The 3,370-nt window shown below is 59.1% G+C and carries 1 tRNA gene and 2 rRNA genes; all 3 read left to right on the top strand.

The features are described 5' to 3' along the window. Window positions 1-297 precede the first annotated feature (297 nt). The 3 genes from HW577_RS19185 to HW577_RS19195 all read left to right on the top strand — a co-directional run bounded on the left by HW577_RS19185 (window position 298) and on the right by HW577_RS19195 (window position 3,370). Window positions 298-3,036 (top strand): 23S ribosomal RNA (locus tag HW577_RS19185). Between the two features lie 108 nt (window positions 3,037-3,144). Further along, window positions 3,145-3,259 (top strand): 5S ribosomal RNA (gene rrf, locus HW577_RS19190). A 34-nt stretch (window positions 3,260-3,293) separates the two neighbouring features. Next, window positions 3,294-3,370: transfer RNA gene (locus HW577_RS19195), tRNA-Met, on the top strand.

Consider the following 3,370-nt stretch of genomic DNA (forward strand, 5'->3'; position numbering starts at 1 on the left):
CTCTATCGTCTCCTTTGGGTTGAGACGGTCATGCCTCGAGTGAGCTGCCTCAATGAGGTGGCGGCACTTCCGAAACCCGCATTGGCGGTGTGGTCCGGGATCCTCGAGAGGGGGGCCGGGTTGCCTGCTGGTGCGAGCATGTTCTTTCACATGGTGAAGATGATCTGGTGTGTGAGTGATTTCTGCACATCGTCCGAGGCGAACTAGACCGCGACCTCGGGGGTGCTGTGGCGCTGCCGTTCGAGACTAGGCAGCATGGGGCGTGTTTTGGCCCTGTGCGCGGGCGGTGGTGAGGATATGGAGTGAGAGAAGGGCATTCGGTGGATGCCTTGGCGCCAAGAGGCGATGAAGGACGTGGCACGCTGCGAAAAGCCGCGGGGAGATGCGAGCGATCGTTGATCCGCGGATGTCCGAATGGGGAAACCCACCCCTTTGGGGTATCCCGGCCTGAATACATAGGGTCGGGAGGCGAACCCGGGGAACTGAAACATCTCAGTACCTGGAGGAAAAGACATCAACAGAGATTCCGTGAGTAGTGGCGAGCGAAAGCGGAGCAGGCCAGTGGTTGCTGAAAGAGAAGCCGAACAATCTGGAAAGGTTGGCCGTAGTGGGTGACAGCCCCGTAGGCGTAGTGCTTTCAGTGATCCTTGAGTAGGGCGGGGCACGTGAAACCCTGTCTGAACATGGGGGGACCACCCTCCAAGCCTAAATACTCCTTGGCGACCGATAGTGCACAAGTACCGTGAGGGAAAGGTGAAAAGCACCCCGACGAGGGGAGTGAAAGAGACCTGAAACCGGATGCCTACAAGCAGTCGGAGCCCCAAGTGGGTGACGGCGTACCTTTTGTATAATGGGTCCGCGAGTTCGTGTTGGCAGCAAGCTTAAGCCGAGAGGTGTAGGCGCAGCGAAAGCGAGTCTGAATAGGGCGCATAGTTGCCGGCATGAGACCCGAAACCTGGTGATCTAGCCATGGACAGGTTGAAGGTGGGGTAACACCCACTGGAGGACCGAACCCACGCCTGTTGAAAAAGTCGGGGATGATCTGTGGCTAGGGGTGAAAGGCCAATCAAACCAGGAAATAGCTGGTTCTCCGCGAAATCTATTGAGGTAGATCGTCCGTTGATCACCGTCGGAGGTAGAGCACCGGAAGGGCTAGGGGGGCCCAAAGCCCTACCAAACCCTACCGAACTCCGAATGCCGATGAGTGCAGGCGGGCAGACAGACAGTGGGTGCTAAGGTCCATTGTCGAGAGGGAAACAACCCAGACCACCAGCTAAGGCCCCCAAATGATGGCTAAGTGGGAAAGCATGTGAGACGGCCAAAACAACCAGGAGGTTGGCTTAGAAGCAGCCATCCTTTAAAGAAAGCGTAATAGCTCACTGGTCTAAACAAGCTGTCTTGCGGCGAAAATGTACCGGGGCTCAAGCCATCTGCCGAAGCTGTGGGTGCGCAGCAATGCGCGCGGTAGCGGAGCGTTCCCTAGGCCAGTGAAGCGGTACCGGTGACGGGCCGTGGAGGTATGGGAAGTGCGAATGCGGACATGAGTAGCGACAAAGAGGGTGAGAAACCCTCTCGCCGAAAGTCCAAGGGTTCCTGCGCAAGGTTAATCCGCGCAGGGTGAGCCGGCCCCTAAGGCGAGGGCGACAGCCGTAGCCGATGGGAACCAGGTGAATATTCCTGGGCCCGCCAGAAGTGACGGCCGTGAAACCGTGTTTCTCCTTATCGGATTGGAGGGGCGCGTGGATCGGTCCGGGAAATAGCTCTGGCATATGGACCGTACCCGAAACCGACACAGGTGGACTGGATGAGTATTCCAAGGCGCTTGAGAGAACCATACCGAAGGAACTAGGCAAATTGCCCGCGTAAGTTAGCGATAAGCGGGACCCATCAATGGGCAACCATGGGTGGGTGGCACAGACCAGGGGGTGGCGACTGTTTAGTAAAAACACAGGGCTCTGCGAAGTCGAGAGACGACGTATAGGGTCTGACGCCTGCCCGGTGCCGGAAGGTCAAGGGGAGGAGTGCAAGCTCCGAACCGAAGCCCCGGTAAACGGCGGCCGTAACTATAACGGTCCTAAGGTAGCGAAATTCCTTGTCGGGTAAGTTCCGACCTGCACGAATGGCGTAACGACCTCCCCACTGTCTCCGGTATGGGCTCAGCGAAATTGAATTCCCCGTGAAGATGCGGGGTACCCGCGGTCAGACGGAAAGACCCTATGAACCTTTACTGCAGCTTGGCAGTGGCGCCAGGAAGGGGCTGTGTAGGATAGGTGGGAGCCATTGAAGCCGGGGCGCCAGCTCTGGTGGAGGCAACCTTGAAATACCACCCTGCGCCTTTCTGGCGTCTAACCGAACCCCGTCACCCGGGGTCGGGACCCTGCCTGGTGGGCAGTTTGACTGGGGCGGTCGCCTCCCAAAAGGTAACGGAGGCGCGCGATGGTGGGCTCAAGCCGGTCGGACATCGGCTGTTGAGTGCAAAGGCACAAGCCCGCCTGACTGCGAGCGCGACAGCGCGAGCAGGGACGAAAGTCGGCCTTAGTGATCCGGTGGTCCCGCGTGGAAGGGCCATCGCTCAACGGATAAAAGGTACTCTAGGGATAACAGGCTGATCTCCCCCAAGAGTCCACATCGACGGGGAGGTTTGGCACCTCGATGTCGGCTCATCGCATCCCGGGGCTGGAGCAGGTCCCAAGGGTTCGGCTGTTCGCCGATTAAAGCGGTACGTGAGCTGGGTTTAGAACGTCGTGAGACAGTTCGGTCCCTATCTGCCGTGGGTGTTGGAGACTTGAGAGGATCTTTCCCTAGTACGAGAGGACCGGGAAGGACGCACCTCTGGTGCACCGGTTGTCGCGCCAGCGGCACCGCCGGGTAGCCAAGTGCGGAATGGATAACCGCTGAAGGCATCTAAGCGGGAAACCAGCCTCAAGACGAGGTCTCCCCAAGGGCCGTGCAAGACCAGCACGTCGATAGGCCGCAGGTGGAAGCTCCGCAAGGAGTGCAGCCGAGCGGTCCTAATCGCCCAATAGAACTCCATATCAACAACTCAATCACCGCACGGATGCATCAGCATCCACCGCGCACAGCGCCAAAACACGCCACACACCAGATCATCTCATCACCACATCCGAGGATCCGGCCCGGTGGCCCGGTGGCCATCGCGGGGTTGATACACCCGTTCCCATCCCGAACACGGCCGTGAAACACCCCAGCGCCCATGGTACTGCGTCTCAAGACGCGGGAGAGTCGGTCGCCGCCGGGCCACCAGGCCGGATCCTCAAACACAACAACATCAACGCGGGGTGGAGCAGCCCGGTAGCTCGTCAGGCTCATAACCTGAAGGTCACAGGTTCAAATCCTGTCCCCGCATCCA

The sequence above is a fragment of the Neoroseomonas rubea genome (assembly GCF_016106015.1).
Classification (GTDB): Bacteria; Pseudomonadota; Alphaproteobacteria; order Acetobacterales; family Acetobacteraceae; genus Neoroseomonas; species Neoroseomonas rubea.